This window comes from Bartonella sp. SL320 (genome assembly GCF_059687635.1).
Genome location: NZ_CM185143.1, coordinates 1,068,030 through 1,086,822, shown reverse-complemented (window position 1 = coordinate 1,086,822; position 18,793 = coordinate 1,068,030). Strand labels below are relative to the sequence as shown.

Genomic DNA, 18,793 nt, shown 5'->3' with positions numbered 1-18,793 from the left:
TTAAGTTTGTTGATCAAGTTTAAAAACGGATTTCCCTTTCACAAGGGTTTGGAGCACACGTCCTTGAAAACGTGCGTTCTCAAAAGGGGTATTTTTCGAACGTGAATAAAATTTCTCTGTTGAAACAACCCATGGTTCTTCAAGATCAACCATAATAAGATCTGCATAAGCTCCCTTCTTCAATGTTCCTGCATTCAGTCCAAAGAGCTTTGCAGGCATCGTTGACAAAAGTTCAGTTATCCGTAGAAGAGATAGGCTCTCATCATGATAAAGACGTAAGGCCGCACTCAATAAGGTCTCCATACCAATAGCACCAGCTTCTGCATCATTAAATGGTAACTGTTTTGCGTCGATACCCTGAGGATCATGGGAAGAGACAATGATATCTATAGTTCCATCTTTTATGGCTTCAATCATTGCTATACGGTCTTCTTCTGCACGCAATGGGGGCATGAGGCGGAAAGAAGTTTGATATTGGCCAATATCATTTTCGTTGAGAGATAAATGGTTAATCGATACACCGGCTGAAATTTTCTCACTACACTGTTTGCTTAAACGAAGGGCATCAACAGAGAGTGCTGTCGATATCTGGGCAGCATGATAACGTGTTTGCGTTAATGTTGCTAAGCGCAGATCCCTTTCAAGGGCGATAACTTCTGCTTCGCGGGGAATACCAGAAAGCCCAAGCCAACTGGCGAGCAACCCTTCATTCATGACGCCTTGTTCTGTAAGATCTTTATCTTGCGTTTCGTGGATTAATGGTACATCAAAATCGCGTGCATAAGTCATTGCACGCCGCATAACAGATGAATTTTGAAGTGTTTTTTTTCCTTCACTAAAAGCAACGGCTCCTGCATCCTTGAGCAAACCAAATTCGGTTATCTCTTTTCCGTTGAAACCTTGGGTGATTGCCGCAACGGGATAAATATTGACTAAGGACATTTCCTCTGCTGTGCGCTTAATAAATTGAACAAGGGCAACATTATCAATAATTGGTTGCGTGTCTGGCATCATGAGGAAGGAAGTAATACCACCTGCTGCGGCTGCTTGACTTGCAGATGCAATTGTTTCACGGTTTTCATTTCCTGGTTCTCCAACAAAAACACGTGCATCAACAAGTCCAGGGAGAATTGCTTTGTTTTGTGCATTAATAATTTCTGCTTCTATAGGAGCTCCCTGATTTAAAGCTTCTTTTCCAGCAGCTATAATTTGTCCATTTTCAACAATAACAGTACCAATTTCATCGAGTGCACGTGAAGGATCAATAATACGAGCCTGTTGAAAAACAATTGGTTTTATCATTTTTTTTCTCCATTGGTCTTCAAGCGTGAATCTAATAACGCCTCCATGACCGCCATACGCACTGCAATTCCCATTTCTACTTGTCTATGAATCATACTTTGTGGTCCATCAGCTATGTTAGATGCAATCTCCACACCACGGTTTATGGGACCAGGATGCAAAATAATGCAATCGTTTTTGGCATGGGCTAAATTTTCTTTATGTAAGCCAAAATAATGAAAATATTCACGCGTGGAGGGAATAAAAGAACCTGTCATCCGTTCATGCTGTAAACGTAACATCATGATAACATCAACATCTTTAAGGCCTTCTTTCATGGTGTTAAAAACCTCAACACTCATGTGATTAATTTCGGGTGGTAAGAGTGTGGAAGGGGCAACAGCGCGAACACGAGCCCCCAACGCATTAAGACTAATGATATTAGAACGTGCAACACGTGAGTGCAGAATATCTCCGCAAATGGCAACCGTTAATCCTTCAATACGACCTTTGGCCCTTTTAATGGTGAGAGCATCTAATAAAGCTTGAGTTGGATGTTCATGAGCACCATCACCTGCATTAATGACACAACAATCAACTTTTTGCGCTAATAAAGCTGCTGCTCCCGCACTGCTGTGGCGAAAAACCAGTATATCTGGCCTCATCGCATTAAGCGTTGCGGCTGTATCAAGGAGTGTTTCTCCTTTTTTTACAGATGAGTTACCAATAGCGATATTCATCACGTCTGCACCCAATCTTTTTCCGGCTAATTCAAAAGAAGATTGTGTGCGCGTAGAAGCTTCAAAAAAGAGATTAATTTGAGTCCGTCCACGCAAAACAGATTTTTTTTTATCAATTTTATTAGAATTAGAAAGAGTAACGTTTTCTTCGGCACGACTAAGCAATGTATTAAGGTCTTGTACACTCAGATCTTTAACAGCTAAAAGATGTTCATGAGGGAAAAGTGGAAAAAAATTATCTTGAATCATAGCATTCTTTTTTATCTCTCTTTAAAACAGGTTAAACAGGCATTTGTTTGAATATGATAAATGTTTCTTAACTCTAAAAAGACAAATAGTCTATGATATGAATGATTTGAATATAGGAATAGACCTATGACTGCTGTATCTGCGCAAAATACTCGTCGAAAAAATACATTTCTTAACGATACTCTTATGTTTCGTATGGCCTCTAATTTGCCTAAGTTTTTATTAGCAAGCTTTGAGGAAATAGGGGATTTTGCTGCGAGTCAAGAAGCATGGAGGCTCTCTTGCTTAGCCAATCATCATAAGCCTTTATTATATTATAATGATGAATGGGGACAGCAGGCAGAAAAATTAGAAATACATTCTTCCTATCAAGATCTTCAACAATATTCTAGACAAACAGGGTTGGTTACCTCGCTTTGGGAAAATACTTCTTCAGAAAATGGGGTACGCTATCAAGCGCGTGCGATTCGTTTGGCTTTATCTGCTGGTTTAGAAACAGGACATTTAAATGAGGTGATTATAACCAGTGCAGCGATTGCTGTCTTAATTAGTGATAGTGAGCTCTTCAAAAAATGGCAAAATGTTCTTTTGTCTCGCCAACATGATTCCTCATCAAAGCCTATTCATCATAAAAAATCTGCTTCCCTAACATGTGCCTTTGATGACATTGAACAAAACGCTTTCAATTTTCCAAATATTAAGAAAATTTCTTTCGATGAAAATATGGAACGTGATCTGTATCGTTTAAATGTTGTTAAAACCAATGTTATTAATCCTACAGCTGATGGATATATTGTTAGTGCAGAGTTAAATGGTCATTTAAGTTGCTTTTTTGTTCCACGTATACAGGAAAATGGTGCATTAAATGGATTTATATCGATTCGCCATTTAATTCAGCGTTCTGGAGAACTTTCAACCCCGGAGGGAGTTGTTGATTTTCAAGGCAGTTATGGCTGGCTTTTGGGAAATGCTGGGGAAGGGATTAAAGTTATTAAAGATATTGAAACGATGATGCGTTTCGATCAATCCATCATATCGGCCGGTGTTTTGCGAGCAGCCCTTCAATTTGGCATAGATTTTTTCCGAAAAAAAATGCCCAATCGGCCTTTACCACCGCTAACAGAACGTATTTTTGCAGATATTGCATTAGATATTGCTGCTTCGCAAGCATTGGTTTTACGTCTAGCACGCGCATTTGATAATGCAGCAAATGACCGTTCTGAAGCCGCTTTTGCACGCATTATGACCCCTATTATTGCTTATCACGTTAGTCAATTGGTTTTACCTATTGTTGGTGAAATTATTGCACAACTTGGTATTGAAAGCTTTATAGAGAATAATCCATTATCACAAATGCTGCATAACGGTCCTGCGCGAATTGTGAGAAATAGTTCTGCTAATCAATTGGTAAAAGATGCTATTCTGATTGCTAAAAAAGCACCAGGATTGTTTCAAAAATTGTTAGAAAAAATTGCTCTTGATATTGGTCCTGCAGGACCACGAGCCATCGAAATTATTAAGTCTGCCGGTGATATGGCCGCCGAAAATGAAGGAGCAGGAAGGTTTTTTGTTGAACAAGTAGCCTATGCTGCAGCCGCCGCATCACTACGTTCTACGGATATAGAACATGTTGCCAATGCCTACATGGAAAGCCGCCTTGGGGGACAATGGAGATCTTCCTACGGAATGCTCATTGCGCGCTATAATGCAGGCCATTTGCTCAACGTCCTCTATCCTTCCATATGATGAAAGTTTTGAATTCTATTGAGAGCACCTTGCAATATAAAAGCAGCAGCTGCCGAATCAATCCTATTTGCTCTTTTAGTGCGTGATACATTCATTTCTAAAAGAGAACGTTCTGCAGCAATTGTTGATAAACGTTCGTCCCAAAAAACAAATGGAATTTTTGTATGCTCTTTCATATTGCTCACAAAAGCTTTGGTTGCTTGAACACGAGAGCCACTGCTTCCATTCATGTTAAGAGGTAAACCAATGATGATAACGCCTACATTTTCATGATCAAAAATTTTAATAAGCGTGTGGGCATCCTCTGTAAATTTTTTTCGCTGGAGTACAGGACGTGGATTTGAAACAGTCAACCCCATATCAGAAACCGCAATTCCGATGGTTTTTGTCCCTAAATCTAAGCCTGCTATTGTTTGTCCAGGCAAAAGATGTGTCATAACTTCATTTATATTAATAATAGCCATAAAAAATTATAATACGTTCTTTAATATTTCAGATCTATAATCATATTCTTTATTCATGTTATCTAATATTCTTGCGCTTGCAAGCGCAGCCTTGTATAGCCAAATAAAGATCAATTCATAAAATAAAAAACAGAAAGGCCTAAAGAGTATGTCTGTTGATCAAGAAACCGTCAAGCGGGTTGCACGTTTAGCGCGGATTGCCATCCACGATAGTGAGGTAGAACCTATGACGAAAAAATTTAATGCTGTTTTAGGTTTTGTAGAGCAATTGAATGAAGTTGATGTGAATGAAATTGATCCATTAACATCTGTAATACCGATGACTCTACGAATGCGTGAAGATAGTGTTACAGATGGCAATAAAGCAGCAGATATTGTCGCCAATGCCCCTGTTACAGAAGAAAATTTTTTTCTTGTCTCAAAAATTGTTGAGTAACTTTTTATATTTTTGAAATTTGAGAACCAATATGACTGATTTAACAAACCTCACAATTGCACAAGCTCGTGATGCTCTCATAAAGAAAAAGCTTAAAGCAACGGAATTAACAGAAGCTTATTTAAAAGCTATTGAATTGGCTAATCCAACTTTGAATGCTTATGTCGCAATAACAGCAGAACAAGCAAGAAAAATGGCGGCTGAATCAGAGTGCCGCTTGGCAAAAGGAGAGGGGAGGCTTTTGGAAGGAATACCCTTAGGAATTAAAGATCTTTTTGCAACCCGTGGTGTTCATACGCAAGCCTGTTCAAATATCCTTGATGGTTTTAAACCGCATTATGAATCAACTGTCACGGCTAATTTATGGCAAGATGGTGCCGTAATGTTAGGGAAACTTAATATGGATGAGTTTGCTATGGGCTCCTCTAATGAGACATCCTATTATGGTCCCGTTATTAGTCCTTGGAGAAAAAAAGGCTCGAATGAACAACTCGTCCCTGGTGGTTCTTCGGGGGGATCGGCTGCGGCTGTTGCCGCACAAATTTGTGCTGGTGCAACAGCAACAGATACAGGTGGCTCAATACGTCAACCAGCAGCTTTTACAGGAACTGTAGGAATAAAGCCAACCTATGGACGTTGTTCACGATGGGGCGTTGTTGCGTTTGCTTCATCTCTTGATCAAGCTGGACCTATTGCCAAAGATGTTCGTGATTGTGCTATCTTACTTAGATCAATGGCCTCTTTTGATGAAAAAGATTCTACTTCCATGAATTTACCCGTTCCTGATTATGAAAGTTATCTCGGTCAGTCAATCAAAGGAATGAAAATTGGTATTCCAAAAGAATATTATCTGGATGGAATGTCTTCTGAGATTATTGAACTTTGGCAAAAAGGAATAAATTGGTTAAAAGAAGCAGGCGCTGAAATACGCGATATTTCTTTACCCCATACAAAATATGCTTTACCTTCTTATTATATCATAGCTCCTGCAGAAGCCTCTTCTAATTTAGCGCGTTATGATGGTGTTCGTTTTGGTTTGCGCGTGCCTGGAAAAGACATCATTGAGATGTATGAAAATACACGCTCTGTTGGTTTTGGTGATGAAGTCAAGCGGCGTATTTTGGTTGGGACGTATGTTCTTTCATCAGGGTATTATGATGCCGGTTATCTAAGAGCTCAAAAAGTCAGAACACTTGTAAAACGTGATTTTGATCAATGTTTTGATTCAGGCATTGATGCTATTCTTACACCAGCAACACCAACACCTGCCTTTGGTATTGCTGATGAAAAAATAAAAAATGATGCTGTCGCAATGTACCTTAATGATATTTTTACAGTACCCGTTAATATGGCTGGGTTACCAGGAATTTCTGTTCCTGCTGGTCTATCATCAAATGGTTTACCCCTAGGATTACAATTGATTGGTAAACCTTTTGCTGAAGAAGTTATTTTTCAAATAGCACACATTATTGAACAAGCTGCAGGAACGTTCTATGCAGAAAAATGGTGGATATAATCGTCAAACTTCACAAAAACATTTCTTATCTCTGAAATAACATCTGTGCCTATTTGTATCCCTAAAAAGAACGGATTGCTCTTTAATAGCTTCAAATATGGTTGAATATAGATGTGCCCCTTGTTGCAATCCGAAAATATTTTTTACAAATGAGACACATACAAGTATATTTATGAAGTAAATCATTATCGAGCTCAAAAGGCTCTCCACCAGAAAGAATAATAAAATCAGATTTTATGTCATTTATTGTATATAAAGATTCAGGAAACGCGTCATCTCTCACCATACATTCCATCGAATACGGACAATGATTGCAGCCCGCACTGCAATTTTCATTACAAATTACAATATTATCGCTCATGAAATTTCTCATTCAAGTTCATATAATCCAATACTAATTGTTTCATGAAAATATTTTGGTATAGACAAAGATCAGAAATTTTTTTAGCTACAAACGCTTTTATCATTGGTAAAGCTTCATCCTTTGATATAGACAGCAAATGAGAAATATAGTCTATCCGTTCTTCTACATTAAGAGATAATCTTGGACTGGTGAAAAATGTTAAGATATCCAATTTCGGATTGGCTTCTTGACATAAATCCCAATCCACGACCATAAAAGAATTATCAGGAGTAACAATGATATTATCAGGATGTAAATCTCCATGTGATAAGATTATATTCTTGCTTAATCGATCTTGAAAGATCTTATTGATTTGATCAATAATCGCCTTTTGATGTAGCAAATCCATTTGGCTCAATACAGTACCCCGAATAAACTCCCATTCGACTACTTCATCGCAAAGTGTTATCAAATTTGGGGCAGGATAGAGACTTTGTCGAAAAGAGCCATCCTTGATGTTTTCATTAATGCACGATGCTTCCGGATAAATTTGCCCATAGCAAAACTCTTGATGCTTGCGTTTCAAGAAATGTTGTTTTGACGATTGTGCATTTTCAGGCTGTAACCAAATGATTTCTTCTTTTCTGACAAAAATAATTAAAGCAGACACCCCAAAAATCACAGCCATAATCACTGCCAACCACAAATTAGCTTGCCAGAATGTTGAAAAAACATGACCGTATAAAAAACTAAATGCAAAGGATACAACAGCTGTAATAATGGCTGTAAATGATAAAACAGTCGCGATAGCTTTGGGATCAATCAGTGAATTTATAAGAAGAGACGACAGATAAGATCGATAAGCAGATTTAAAAACACATAGCAGTAAAAAACCTAATATAAGAGCCGCAATGATTTGAAATGACATGAGAAAAAAAGCAATGGTTACCATACAACCAATTATTAAGACGGGAAAAATAGGATTTTGAAACTTTGAAAAATACTTCTGAAACAATATATTGGAACTTGCTGAAAAAAAATTCCCAATGATAAAAATAATCGAAACCAAAATAGCAGGTTGAAATGGCAAAAAATCAGAAAATGCGATAGAAACAGTTCGATTATTAACCAAAATAGCAAAAGCTGAAACTGCACTTAAAAAAATAAGAGTGAAGCGATAAGGATTTTTTACTTCTTTACGGCTGGCGCACATAACTGTGAAAATACTCGGATGAGCATTGATATGAAAACTATCTAATCCTTTCGTCAGTTTTGAAAACATAAAAATAGCAAAAATTAATGAAAGGACTTGAAAAATCATAGGCAATGCAGGATTCACATAATAAAGTATTCCCCCTAAAAAAATAAGTACCGTTGTCACACTATAGGTAACAGCAGCCACTTCGGACTTAACGGAAAACAGTGTGCGATGCTTTGGTACTACAGAAAAGAGTAAACTATCTTCCGCACCTGAGAAACAAGCGGCTGCTAATGTAATACACAACAAATAAGTGGCGTAAGCAAAATATGCATAATTCATAAAAAGAGCTAAAAAACCGCAAAGAAAGAAAAACAGCCCAGTATAAATAACGCGCTTACTTCCATAAACATCTGATAATAAACCCAAGGGGACTTCTAAGATCAAAGGAAGCAATAAAAAATAACTACCGATTAAAACAATATCCGCTTGCGACAAATGCAGTTTTTCCGACAAAAAAAGTGGTAAAACAGCAACCACTAGAGCAGTAGACTTGCTAACAGTATAAATCTTAAATTGCTTAACCTTATCCACAAAATACCTTCCCACGACATCCGCTATATGCGCCAGATTCTTTCAAAGATTTTAAAACGCTTTGAGCAGACTAATCTATTGCCTCATAATTTAGTAGATTCCCAAAAGCTTCTGAATAAAAGCAATTTTTTAAATTTCCATTATAGTCCAATACCAAGGATAAAAATGGAAATAAACACATTAACGGCGACGAAACGTACGTAGAATTTTCGCCTAAGTAATAATTAATACAATTTACAAAATTTTGTGACGTCCATGCGATTTTCTTCTCTTGGAACTTTTTATCTATATAAATTTGGAGGGGGGATTCTTATCCTTGATAATTTATCTCTCAAATGAAAAAGTGAGGCGTTTGGCGGAAGAGTTTTGTTTCTTAAAGACTTAGATCGATCCTTTGTATTATTTCAAAAATCGATAAAATTAATAATATTTTCTAGAATCTCTTTGGTAACTGTCACTCTTATTCTTATACTTTGCAGAGGTTTAAGATTCTTAACTGTTTCAATGTTTTTCCACACGCGATCAAATTTATTCGCTCCCCGTATATCATAATATCCTTGGACACTCGTTGAATTCATAGAAATAACAATTTCTTTTATGTCATACTGTAAAATCCATAAATTTTTATGCAATAAGATGCCATTGGTATTTAATTCAACAAGCAGACCTAGTTCATTCAACGTTAATAAAATATCTTTAAGCTTTGGATGCATTAAAGGTTCTCCCCCAGAAAGCCTCACTGAGGCAACTCCTTTTTCTTTCAACATTCTAAATAATGGGTATTAAACTTTCTGGAGTATGCCAATTTTTTTCCTTAATCTTCCAGCAATCGCACATGGTAAGCTATTACAATTCTGGATAATATGTATAATAGGTGTCACAGGTACCTATAATTTTTTAAGATCAAAAATCGAATCTGACGCACTAATCAAGTTTTCCTTCTTTAAAAGAAAACCATTCTTTTCTAGTTCTCTTAACAAGATTCAAAAATCTGATGCTAAAATCTCTGTCTCTACATTAAGCTTTGCCGCAACAGTTTCAATTTTCTGATTCTGTAAAAAAACTGAATCAATTAAAATTATAGCTCAACCATTAAGCACAATAGTTTGAAAATCATTTAATCTAGTTATGCTATTCTCGTCGAGATTAATACGAAACATTTCCCCTCCTAAATTGTTTCTTAATAATACAATGGATAAGAGTGCTGCTGCGCCCTTATCCTGCTTTTTTATTTTTTTCTATCTCGCACCAATGGTTTATAACTGATGAGAAATGTTTTTTTAAAGGAGAAAAGATGAGCTCTATTTTCTTAATTTCTTGCCTTTATCCACCAAGATAGGCTTCTTTAACACGCGGATCAGAAAGCATAGCTTTGCCTTCACCGTGAAATAAAATATGCCCAACCTCTAAAATATAAGCATAATCAGCGATAGAAAGTGCAGCAAATGCATTTTGTTCAATAAGAAGAACAGTTTTTCCCATATCATTAATTTTTCGGATAATCGAAAAAATCTCCCGAACGAGAAGGGGGGCTAACCCTAACGAAGGTTCATCTAATATGACCATATCTGGGTTGCTCATAAGTGCGCGCCCTACAGCAACCATTTGTTGTTCCCCACCTGACATTGTTCCTCCCAACTGTTTTGATCTTTCACGTAAGCGCGGGAAAAGATCAAATATCCATTCAATATCACGAGAAATTCCCTGCTTATCATGACGAATATAAGCACCGAGATGAAGATTCTCTAAAACAGTAAGATGAGGCATAATACGCCGCCCTTCAGGACTAAGAGCAATCCCTAATCGCAAAATTTCTTCGGGTGATTTTTTAACAATGGATTGGCCATTATAGCTAATCTCTCCATAAACAGAGCGATTAAGTCCTGTAATAGAGCGTACAATACTGCTCTTTCCAGCACCATTGGCTCCAATTAAAGTGACAATACTGCCCCGCTTTATCGACATAGAAAGATTTTGGACCGCTTTAATGGCACCATAATGAACATGAAGATTTTTTATTTTAAGAATATCCATAAACATCTCCGCCAAGATAAGCTTCAATAACTTTAGGGTTATTACGAATTTCATCTGGTGTACCATTAGCAATACAACAGCCATATTCCATGACAAAAATATGTTGGCAAAGCCCCATAACCACTTTCATATCATGTTCAATAAGCAAAATTGTAAGATCAAAGTCTTTTTGTACTTTTGCTATGAATTTTCTAAGATCTTCACTTTCTTGTGGATTCATGCCAGCAACAGGTTCATCAAGAAGAAGCAATTTAGGCTTTGTTGCTAACGCGCGTGCAATTTCTAAACGTCGCTGCACACCATAAGGCAGCGCTGTTGCAGAATGACTGGCAAGATGATCAAGTTGTAATCGTTCAAGAAGTTCCATAGAATTTCTATAAACTTCTCTTTTTTCTTTTATTGCTTTTGGAAAAAAGAGAGCTGAAGAAAACCAAGGATATTTTTGTCGAACATGCGCTCCTACCATAACATTCTGCAAAACCGTTAAGCCTGAAAAAAGACGAATATTTTGAAATGTTCTCGCAATATGATGTCTGCAGATAACATAAGGAGGCGCTCCAGAAATTTTTTGCTCATCAAAAAGAATGGTGCCGCTTGTAGGAGCATAAAATCCAGAAATCATATTAAAAACGGTTGTTTTTCCAGCGCCATTAGGACCAATTAATCCAGTAATACTTCCTCGTTTAATGCCTATATTAATATTATTGACAGCAACCAATCCGCCAAAACGCATCACAATATTATTGAGTGAAAGAAGAGTGTCGTTCATAGCTCTCCCTCAGTCTTAGAAAGCTTTTTGCGTGTCAAAAAACTATAAATTCCATTCCATGAGAATTCATGTTGTCCCATCAACCCTTTTCTCCAAAACAAGATAATTACCAGCAATAAAAGTGAGAAAACAACCATGCGAAGTCCTGGTGTTTCTGGAATATGTATAAAACCTAAATCAAACGGACTTTCAATAATACGAAGCCATTCCAGCATAACTGTAATAATAATACTACCAATAATACTTCCTGTAATTGAACCAAGACCACCAGCAACAACAATCATCAAAATATTAAAAGTGAGAAGAAAATTAAACATTTTGGGATCAATAGTTGAAATAAGAGCAGCCATCAATGCACCACCTATCCCTGCAAAAAACGCTCCAATAGTAAAGGAAAAACTACGGTAGAAAAAAGCATTCACGCCCATGGTTTTTGCAGCGATTTCATCATCACGAATAGCGCGTAATACGTTGCCAGTATTGCTTTTCAGTAAGAGGACAATAAAGAGAACTGTAAATGCTAACCAACCATAATTCCACCATAATGTCGCCTCTTGAGGAATCCCTTTGATTCCCAAAGAGCCATTTGTGAGTGATGTTGCGTTTGTAATAACAATGCGAATAATTTCTGCAAAACCCAATGTTGCAATTCCAAGATAATCTCCACCAAGACGCAATATTGGCAACGCAATCAATAAACCAATAACTGCAGCACACAAACCACTGACAATAACAGCAATAAAAAAAGGGAGTTGCAAATGGGATAATGGTTCAGCAATAGGCTCAAGAATCCACATCATCTCTTTTTGTTCTGGAGACAGAAGTAAAATTGCACAGACATAAGCACCAATAGCCATAAAACCGGCATGTCCAAGGGAAAACATACCTGTAAAGCCGTAAATCAAATTAAGCGAAATTGCCAAAATCGCATTAATAGCGATCAGATTTATGATACGGAGTGTATAGTCATTAAAATGATTATCCGCATAGAATAAAAAAACGATAAGAAGAAAAATACTGATACACGATAAAAGAATTGTCGCTGACTTAGCCATTAGATTTTCTCCTGACTTTTTTTACCCATTAATCCCGTGGGCAATACCAATAAAATCAGAATCAATAAAATGAAAGCGAAAGCATCTCGATACCCAGATAACGCGGGAAAAAATGCGATAATCATAATTTCAATAAACCCTAATAACAATCCTCCCAACATTGCTCCTGGTATAGAGCCAATACCTCCAATAACCGCAGCGATAAAGGCTTTGAGACCAGGAAGAATGCCCATATAAGGCTGAATTTGAGGATAACGTAAAGACCACATAATTCCTGCTATAGCGGCAAGTGCTGAACCTATCCCAAATGTAAAGGCAATAACCTTATTGACAGAAACGCCCATCAAACGCGTCGTTTCAATATCATGAGAAATTGCACGCATAGCAAGACCCGGTTTTGTTTTGTGGATAATCCATAGCAGTAAGACAATAAGAATCAATGACACAATGGGAACAATCAGAGACATGGGAGCAATTCTAATGATACCCTCTGTTCCTGAACCTATATGCCATAAAAATGGTGTTACCAAAAAATCTGGTTGTTTGACACCTTTGGGAACACCACTAAAGAGCACAGTAGACAGATTTTCAATAAAAAAAGAAACACCGATTGCACCGATCAGTGCCGAAATACGCGGCGCATGGCGTAGAGGTTTATAAGCAAGTTGATCAATAATAATCCCCACTGCACTTGTAATAAAAATCGAAAAACAAAGAGCTAACACCCAGATAGGGGTAAAATCTTGTGGAGAAATTTTAAAATAATAAATAAACCCTAACACAAGAATTAAAAAAACAGCAATCCAATAAATTGGAGGGCGCCTTTTGAATCCTATAAAGACTGAATAATAAATAAGGGCAGCAAGAAACAAAAGAAGAAGTGCAGCCCAAGCAGGCATAAAGCTAATTGTGGAAAAGAAAACAAAGTAGGCTCCCAGCATAAAGATATCACCGTGAGCAAAGTTAATCAGTCTCAGTATACCATAGACCATGGTGTATCCAATAGCGATGAGCCCATAAAGAGACCCCAATGCCAGTGCATTAAAAAAATACTGGATGAACATTTCAGTGCTCATCTCTCATCCTTCCACATCTGTTAATTTACATAGGATAATAATAAATTCTTAAGTTTTTGGTTGAGAAAAAGATCCTCAACCAATTCTTATATCTTAATAAGTACAAGCCTTAAATTAAAAAGCAGGCTTAACTTCTTCTAAATAAACACGTTTTCCATCCTGTATTTTAATAATACCAATAGGAATTTTAGGGTTATGATTTTCATCCATTGACATATCGCCAAAGGGCGTTGGAAAGTCTTTTAATTGGCTCAATGCAATCGTAATTTTTTCACGATCAGCACTACCAGCATTTTCAATCGCCTTCATGAACATCATATAACTTGTGTATCCCAAAACGGAATTAATATTGGGCTCTTTATCAGGATAAGCTTTTTTCCATTCTTTAGTGAATTCTTGTGCAGCTTCTGACATATTTGGCATATCTTCACTATAGGGAAGTGTCGTATGTAGGAACCCTTCTGCTGCACTTCCTGCAATCGTAATGGTTTCTGGATTATCCATGGCATCCCCGCCCATAATTAGAAACTTTGCTCCTAATTCACGCGCTTGTTTCATAATAATGGCGCCTTCAGAAAAGTAAGATGGGATGAATAAAATATCAGGCTTTTGCGCAATAATTTGCGTAAGAACTGCTGAAAAATCCTGATCTCCAGAATTATAATTTAAATTTGCGATAACTTCACCACCTAATTTTTTGAACGCACGCGTAAAGTAACTTGAAAGACCAATAGCATAATCGCTTGAAATATCTTTAAGAATAGCAGCTTTTTTTGCATGTAAAGTCTGGCTTACATAAGTTGCAATTCCTTTCCCTTGATAAGAATCAATAAAGCAAGCGCGGAAATAATATTTTTTACCCTGCGTAACAAGAGGACTCGTCGAAGACGTTGCAATGGTTGGAGTCTGTGCTTTTTCAGATATTTCACCACCCGCCAATGAAAGTGAAGAACCATAGCTACCAATGATTCCACTGACCTTTTCACTTGCTGTTAAACGCATAACAGCATTGGCTGCTTCTACTTTATCAGACTTATTATCAATGATAACAAGTTCCACTTTACGTCCCAAAATTTCTGGAACTTGTTTATGAGCTAATTCGATACCTCGAATTTCAAGCTGACCTCCAAAGGCATTTTGACCACTTAATGGAAGATAAACACCAATTTTGATAGGTTCACTCGCATAAATATTTGTTGTAAATGCCATAAAAGCTGTGATTGCCGTAAGGACTTTTCTCAATTGCATTGCGCATTTTCCTTGAATTGAATTTTCGTTTTTGCACCTTATATTGAACTTCTTCATCATGCAAGTTACACATTCATGAAAATATCATTATGTGAAAAACCTTTTTATATGACCTTTTTTGTAGGGCATCCCTTTTAAGATATGTAAAGCATACAATCAAATAGTTTTGTAAATATTTTTTATAAATATTCTTCAAGTGACACGACAATATGGGGAAATCTTATCTTGGGGCTTGCGTGTTGATACAAGAGCAATGTTTACTTAAGCCTAGAGAATCAATATCGTGCAATTTATAAGCTACAGGATCACGTTATTATGACGAGTAAGGATGCATTAAAGGATTTTTCCCTATCTAAGGAGAGTGTAGGTACTTGTGGGGAGATTATCGAAATCAGTGGTGTCATTAAGTGGTTTGATGGTAGTAAGGGCTATGGATTTATTGTACCTGATTTACCTAATTTCCCCGATATATTATTACATGTTACAGTGATGCGAAGGGATGGTTTTCAAACAGCTTTGGAGGGTGCTAAAATTATTTGTGCTGTAGAAAAAACGGAACGAGGGTTAAAGTGCGTTCAGGTGAAATCCATCGATTGTTCTTCAGCGGTTCATCCATCGGAAGTTCCAGCCCGTACGCATGTTGTTGTTACGCCAGAAAGTGGACTAGAACGTGCCATTGTTAAATGGTTTAATCGTGATAAAGGTTTCGGTTTTCTTAGCCGTGGGCAGGGCACAGAAGATATTTTTATTCATATGGAAACGTTGCGCCGTTTTGGTTTGGCAGAGCTTCGTTCAGGACAAGTTGTTCTTGTCCGTTTTGGTAAAGGGGAAAAAGGTTTAATGACAGCAGAAATTTATCCGGATATAGGCTTTCCTTTTGCGACACATTAAATCGTTGCACATTGAACTTTACAAGTAAAATCAGTATTTTTCTGTATTTTAAAAGGGGAGCTATTGCGTAAATAGCTAGAGAAGTGTTCTTGTTATGGCTCTCACAAACTTATAAAGTAAATGAAAAAATGTGCATATTCTAAATAAAGGAACAGCTCTCTTGTTTTTTGGGCTTTTAAATGCTGGTGTTTTTTATTTTAGAAACAAAATTAAAAAAATTTCTATGGTGGAGACGAGAATGTTAAAGCCTTTTAAAAAAGGGCATATTATTTTATTGACAATACTTTGTATGTTAGAAATGCGTATTGGTGTCGCAAAAGAGCCTATAGAGATTCCTATTCATCCAATTCCTTTAGAAATACACACAAAGCACGGTACGGTTTCTTATAAGGTAGAGCTTGCTTTTACGCCCTCTCAAGCAGCAGCTGGTTTAATGTATCGGACTGATTTCCCACGTGATCGCGCCATGCTCTTTAAGCAGCAAAAAAACGATCAATCGGGAGATGAACAACAGTTTTTTATGTGGATGGCCAATACACCTTTACCCTTAGATATGATTTTTTTAAACTCTGAAGGGATTATTGTATCGATTATTGAAAACACTTCTCCATTTTCAAAAAAGACTATTTCATCGGGCGTTCCCGCTGCTTTTGCTCTTGAGATTAATGCTGGTGAAGTTTCTGAAAAACAGATACAAAAAGGGCAGCGTGTTATTCATCCTGTTCTTTGTGGAGAGTGCAATAAAAAATGACAGCTGAAGATCTTCGTTTTTTTGAATATGATGGTTTGCGATTTGCTTATCGAGAAGAAGGGCAAGGGGCGCCTATTTTATTGATCCACGGTTTTGGATCTTCTGCGCGGGTAAATTGGTATGCAACGGGTTGGTTTCGTATTCTTACTGAAGCAGGATATCGCGTTATTGCACTAGATAATCGTGGTCACGGGGATTCAGTTAAAAGTTATGATCCTAACTTTTATACACCTCAAGCTATGGCAAACGACGCAGTAAGACTATTACAGTATTTAGAGTTATCTAAAGCCCATGTTATGGGATATTCTATGGGAGCTCGTATTAGTGCTTTTATGGCTCTTTTGCATCCAACATATGTAAACAGCGTTATTTTTGGTGGTTTAGGGATTGGTATGGTAACAGGAGCAGGAAATTGGGAACCAGTTGCTGAAGCTCTTTTAGCGGAAGATCCCTCTACTATTACTAATCCGCGTGGTTTAATGTTCCGTAAATTTGCTGATCAAACAAAAAGCGATAGACGTGCTCTGGCTGCGTGTGTTATCACATCAAAACAAGAGTTAACAGCATCTGAAGTTTATAAAATTAAACAACCTGCACTTGTTGCCGTTGGTTCATTAGATGAGATTGGCGGTGCTGCAGAACCATTAGCAGCCTTGTTGCCTTGTGGTGAAGCTTTATCGATTCCTAATCGAGATCATATGCTTGCTGTAGGCGATAAAGTTTATAAAAAAGGTGTGATCGATTTTCTTTCGCGTTACCCTATAAAATAAGAATTTTTGTAGATTTTAGTATTTACTAGAATACTCATTCTTTATTGCATATAAACTGAAAAACTTATGTAAAAAATTTTCTATTCTGGCGTAAATTTTTATACAAAAGTAGGAAGAGAAATAAACTCTTGTTTGCTTATTTTGTATATTCCCTGAATCTTATAATAATATTTTTTATTTAAAAATGCAGTTTTAAATAAAAAGTTATGATTAGTTTAATTTTTTATAGAAAGGACAAAATTATAAAGGGTTAATTAATTTTTCTTACCAATATGTATCACAAATGCAGATGCTAAAATTGGATACAAAGTAAAATTCTTCAAAATATACAGTTTTCTGCCATCTTTTTATCTATACGGGTATATTTAATAATGATAGACTCCTTTTATAAAAGTTCTTTATGAAGATATAAAGAAAGAACTGTAAATATATGTAATATTAAGAAAATATTCAGATTAAGCTTTTTTACTAGCTTTACAGAATCAGAGGGGTGTCTTATTCGCGCGACACGCAATTATTTTAGCGACACGCAATTATTTTAATTGTCTCAAAAAACAGGAGAGCATAGTGAATGCTGATGAAATAAAAAAACTTGATAATTATTTAAAAAATACATTCCAAAACTCAGCATTGCAAGTTAGAGCACGACCTAAAAAGGATGATTCTTGTGAGGTTTATATGGGGGATGAATTTTTAGGCATTATCTATCGAGATGAAGATGAAGACGAGCTGTCCTATAATTTTTCAATGGCTATATTGGATATTGATTTAGAAAATTGATTTTATTCATTCTTGAATGAAATCTTTTTCCCCATAAGGTTTATATAAGTTTTAATGCTTTAAAACTTGTATGGTTATGTCGTGCAATAATAAGATGATCATGGATCGTAATGCCTAATGCATTTGCTGCATCTTTTAATCTGTATGTCATTGTTATATCTGCATCAGAGGGGGTGGAATTGCCAGAAGGGTGATTGTGGACTAAGATAAGTCCTGATGCAGATAACTCTAAAGCGCGAGAAATAACTTCACGAGGATAAACAGGGGTATGATCAATCGTTCCAGTTTGTTGTACTTCATCGGCAAGTAAGCCGTTTTTTTTATCGAGAAATAAAATACGAAACTGTTCACGTGTCTCGTGAGCCATAACCGCTTTACAATAAGCTAATACTTTATCCCATGATGAAAAAATATCACGTTTAAACAATTGTGCACGAGCAATACGTCCAGCAACATCTGAAATAATTTTTAAATCAATTGCCGTTGCAGGACCACATCCTCGAACCTCTTGAAGTCGATGAATATCAGCTCCCAACACATCAGCTAATGAACCAAAATGTGCTAACAAACTTTTAGCTATCGGTTTTGTATTTGCGCGGGGTATTGTGCGAAAAAGCAATAATTCAAGATATTCATAATCTTCAATTGCATTTCCCTTTGACTTTAAATAGCGTTTTCGAAGACGCTCACGATGTCCTTGATAATGTTTATCAAGCTGTGCACCTTTCTTAGGCTCTTTACTTTTTCTTTCTGATGCTGGGGTGATTGAAGAATTTGATGTTAATGCAAAGTGATTACTTTGAATATTTTCCTTTTTATTTAATTTTTTAGCCATAACATCTCTACAGTGCA

General features: G+C 36.6%; 18 protein-coding genes. 7 read left to right on the top strand and 11 right to left on the bottom strand.

The features are described 5' to 3' along the window. Complete coding sequence (locus AC6ER8_RS04480) at positions 1–1,302, bottom strand: dihydroorotase (RefSeq protein WP_497077583.1); 1,302 nt, start codon at positions 1,300–1,302, stop codon at positions 1–3. Further along, positions 1,299–2,270 (bottom strand): aspartate carbamoyltransferase catalytic subunit, encoded by a 972-nt coding sequence (locus AC6ER8_RS04475; protein WP_497077582.1) that lies wholly within the window; start codon positions 2,268–2,270, stop codon positions 1,299–1,301. The genes AC6ER8_RS04480 and AC6ER8_RS04475 overlap by 4 nt, the downstream gene beginning before the upstream one ends. A gap of 126 nt (positions 2,271–2,396) precedes the next feature. Here AC6ER8_RS04475 and AC6ER8_RS04470 point away from each other — a divergent pair, with 126 nt between their 5' ends. After that, positions 2,397–4,016 carry an acyl-CoA dehydrogenase family protein gene (locus AC6ER8_RS04470; protein WP_497077581.1) on the top strand — a complete coding sequence of 540 codons (1,620 nt, stop codon included), beginning with the start codon at positions 2,397–2,399 and terminating at the stop codon, positions 4,014–4,016. Here the strand turns inward: AC6ER8_RS04470 and ruvX are convergent. After that, positions 4,001–4,480 (bottom strand): Holliday junction resolvase RuvX, encoded by a 480-nt coding sequence (gene ruvX / locus AC6ER8_RS04465; RefSeq protein ID WP_497077580.1) that lies wholly within the window; start codon positions 4,478–4,480, stop codon positions 4,001–4,003. The genes AC6ER8_RS04470 and ruvX overlap by 16 nt on opposite strands. Positions 4,481–4,628: 148 nt before the next feature. Between ruvX and gatC the strand changes: the two genes are divergently transcribed. Both gatC and gatA read left to right on the top strand, forming a co-directional pair. Further along, positions 4,629–4,916 carry an Asp-tRNA(Asn)/Glu-tRNA(Gln) amidotransferase subunit GatC gene (gene gatC / locus AC6ER8_RS04460; protein ID WP_497077579.1) on the top strand — a complete coding sequence of 96 codons (288 nt, stop codon included), beginning with the start codon at positions 4,629–4,631 and terminating at the stop codon, positions 4,914–4,916. 31 nt (positions 4,917–4,947) lie between these two features. Further along, positions 4,948–6,432 (top strand): Asp-tRNA(Asn)/Glu-tRNA(Gln) amidotransferase subunit GatA, encoded by a 1,485-nt coding sequence (gatA, locus tag AC6ER8_RS04455; protein ID WP_497077578.1) that lies wholly within the window; start codon positions 4,948–4,950, stop codon positions 6,430–6,432. A gap of 350 nt (positions 6,433–6,782) precedes the next feature. Here gatA and AC6ER8_RS04450 read toward each other — a convergent pair whose 3' ends face one another. The 7 genes from AC6ER8_RS04450 to AC6ER8_RS04420 all read right to left on the bottom strand — a co-directional run bounded on the left by AC6ER8_RS04450 (position 6,783) and on the right by AC6ER8_RS04420 (position 14,749). Beyond that, positions 6,783–8,567 carry an MFS transporter gene (locus AC6ER8_RS04450; RefSeq protein WP_497077577.1) on the bottom strand — a complete coding sequence of 595 codons (1,785 nt, stop codon included), beginning with the start codon at positions 8,565–8,567 and terminating at the stop codon, positions 6,783–6,785. Between the two features lie 404 nt (positions 8,568–8,971). Further along, positions 8,972–9,307: a radical SAM protein gene (locus AC6ER8_RS04445; protein ID WP_497077576.1), complete on the bottom strand. Its 336-nt coding sequence runs from the start codon at positions 9,305–9,307 to the stop codon at positions 8,972–8,974. A 583-nt stretch (positions 9,308–9,890) separates the two neighbouring features. Then, positions 9,891–10,601 carry an ABC transporter ATP-binding protein gene (locus tag AC6ER8_RS04440; protein WP_497077575.1) on the bottom strand — a complete coding sequence of 237 codons (711 nt, stop codon included), beginning with the start codon at positions 10,599–10,601 and terminating at the stop codon, positions 9,891–9,893. Beyond that, complete coding sequence (locus AC6ER8_RS04435) at positions 10,588–11,370, bottom strand: ABC transporter ATP-binding protein (RefSeq protein WP_497077574.1); 783 nt, start codon at positions 11,368–11,370, stop codon at positions 10,588–10,590. The genes AC6ER8_RS04440 and AC6ER8_RS04435 overlap by 14 nt, the downstream gene beginning before the upstream one ends. Continuing rightward, positions 11,367–12,425, bottom strand: a complete 1,059-nt coding sequence (locus AC6ER8_RS04430; RefSeq protein WP_497077573.1) for a branched-chain amino acid ABC transporter permease — start codon at positions 12,423–12,425, stop codon at positions 11,367–11,369. Before AC6ER8_RS04430 ends, AC6ER8_RS04435 begins: the two co-directional genes overlap by 4 nt. Next, a complete protein-coding gene (locus AC6ER8_RS04425) occupies positions 12,425–13,501 on the bottom strand; it encodes a branched-chain amino acid ABC transporter permease (protein ID WP_497077572.1) in 1,077 nt (358 codons plus the stop codon). Before AC6ER8_RS04425 ends, AC6ER8_RS04430 begins: the two co-directional genes overlap by 1 nt. Before the next feature lie 114 nt (positions 13,502–13,615). Then, on the bottom strand, positions 13,616–14,749 hold the full coding sequence (locus AC6ER8_RS04420; protein ID WP_497077571.1) for an ABC transporter substrate-binding protein: 1,134 nt from the start codon (positions 14,747–14,749) through the stop codon (positions 13,616–13,618). A gap of 315 nt (positions 14,750–15,064) precedes the next feature. On the opposite strand from AC6ER8_RS04420, the gene AC6ER8_RS04415 reads away from it, so the two are divergent. The 4 genes from AC6ER8_RS04415 (at position 15,065) to AC6ER8_RS04400 (ending at position 17,941) form a co-directional block, all read left to right on the top strand. Continuing rightward, positions 15,065–15,640, top strand: a complete 576-nt coding sequence (locus AC6ER8_RS04415; RefSeq protein ID WP_497077570.1) for a cold-shock protein — start codon at positions 15,065–15,067, stop codon at positions 15,638–15,640. 238 nt (positions 15,641–15,878) lie between these two features. After that, the gene (locus AC6ER8_RS04410) at positions 15,879–16,391 is read left to right on the top strand and encodes a DUF192 domain-containing protein (RefSeq protein WP_497077569.1); all 513 of its coding nucleotides are present in this window, start codon (positions 15,879–15,881) and stop codon (positions 16,389–16,391) included. Further along, the gene (locus tag AC6ER8_RS04405) at positions 16,388–17,161 is read left to right on the top strand and encodes an alpha/beta fold hydrolase (protein ID WP_497077568.1); all 774 of its coding nucleotides are present in this window, start codon (positions 16,388–16,390) and stop codon (positions 17,159–17,161) included. The genes AC6ER8_RS04410 and AC6ER8_RS04405 overlap by 4 nt, the downstream gene beginning before the upstream one ends. A 567-nt stretch (positions 17,162–17,728) precedes the next feature. Beyond that, complete coding sequence (locus tag AC6ER8_RS04400) at positions 17,729–17,941, top strand: DUF3126 family protein (RefSeq protein ID WP_208440890.1); 213 nt, start codon at positions 17,729–17,731, stop codon at positions 17,939–17,941. A 40-nt stretch (positions 17,942–17,981) separates the two neighbouring features. On the opposite strand, the gene radC is transcribed toward AC6ER8_RS04400, so the two are convergent. Continuing rightward, positions 17,982–18,776: a RadC family protein gene (gene radC / locus AC6ER8_RS04395; protein ID WP_497077567.1), complete on the bottom strand. Its 795-nt coding sequence runs from the start codon at positions 18,774–18,776 to the stop codon at positions 17,982–17,984. Positions 18,777–18,793: the final 17 nt, after the last annotated feature.